Here is a 1,640-nt window from a genome sequence, read left to right on the forward strand (position 1 = left end):
CAATCCAACGTCGTGATCGTTTCGCCTACTGTACAGGGATCACCATCGTCACAAGGCAACGTCGTAGATGGACCAGTGCTACAATCTAATGGCACGCCCATACATGGAACACAGATACTACCATCAGCATCCAAGGTAGTTACCATGTCATTGAAGGTACAATCGTCGCCATCATCACAGGGCAGTGTGGTTGTCGGAGTGCTGCTACAATCACCAGGTACACCCATACAAGGCACACAGATGCTACCATCACAATCAAGGATGGTGATCATATCATTGATTGTAGCGGGGTTGCCATCATCACAGGCTTGTGTCGTGGATGGGCCAGTACTACAATCTATTATTGTTCCACCTCCACATGGAATACAGATACTACCATCACAGTCCAGTGTCGTGATCGTTTCACCCGTAGTACAAGGATCGCCATCATCGCAAGGCAACGTCGTCGAGGGACCAGTGCTACAATCTATTATCGTTCCACCCCCACAAGGGATACAAATACTACCATCACAATCTAGCGTCGTAATCGTTTCGCCAACGGTACAGGGATTCCCATCGTCACAAGCTTGTACTGTAGTGGGACCGTTTGTGCAATCTAATGGTACCCCCATACAGGGAACGCAAATACTACCATCAGCATCCAAAGTGGTTATCATGTCATTGAAGGTACAATCGTCGCCGTCATCACAGGGTAGTGTTGTTGTCGGAGCGCTGCTACAATCACCAGGTATACCCATACAGGGCACACAGATGCTACCATCACAATCAAGAATGGTTATCATATCATTGATGGTAGCGGGGTTGCCATCATCACAAGCTTGTGTCGTGGATGGGCCAGTACTACAATCTATTATTGTTCCACCTCCACAAGGGATACAGATACTACCGTCACAGTCCAGTGTCGTGATCGTTTCACCCGTAGTACAAGGATTGCCATCATCGCAAGGCAACGTCGTCGAGGGGCCAGTACTACAATCTATTATCGTTCCACCCCCACAAGGGATACAAATACTACCGTCGCAATCCAGCGTCGTGATAGTTTCGCCAACAGTACAGGGATCGCCATCGTCACAAGGCAATGTTGTCGAGGGGCCAGTGCTACAATCTATTATCGTTCCACCGCCACAAGGAATACAAATACTACCATCGCAATCTAGCGTCGTAATCGTTTCGCCAACGGTACAGGGATTCCCATCGTCACAAGGTAAAGTTGTTGATGGGCCTGTGCTACAGTCTACTATATTGCCATCGCCACAAGGGACGCAAATAGAACCATCACAATCAAGAATAACTTCCGTTTCACCAATCGTACAGGGGTCACCATCATCACAGGGCAGCGTCGTTGTTGTTCCATTACTACAATCTACAACGACACCATCCCCACAGGGTACACAAATGGAACCATCACAATCAAGAATAATTTCCGTTTCACCAATCGTACATGGATCACCATCATCACAGGGAACCGTCGTCGTCGGGCCGCTAGCACAGTCGATTGGTACTCCACCGCCGCAAGGGATACAGACAGAGCCGTCGCAATCGAGGACCGTTTCGAATTCACCCGTCGTACATGGATCACCATCATCACAAGGCATCACAGAAGTTGGGCCGCTGGCACAGTCGATTGGTACTCCACCACC

The 1,640-nt window shown here is 49.0% G+C and carries 1 pseudogene; it reads right to left on the reverse strand.

Annotated features, from left to right (window positions below):
• A pseudogene (locus A3EU_RS34700) lies at nt 1-1,640 on the reverse strand (hypothetical protein); the annotation flags it as partial.

This window comes from Lewinella cohaerens DSM 23179, from assembly GCF_000379805.1.
In the GTDB taxonomy this organism is placed as follows: Bacteria; Bacteroidota; Bacteroidia; order Chitinophagales; family Saprospiraceae; genus Lewinella; species Lewinella cohaerens.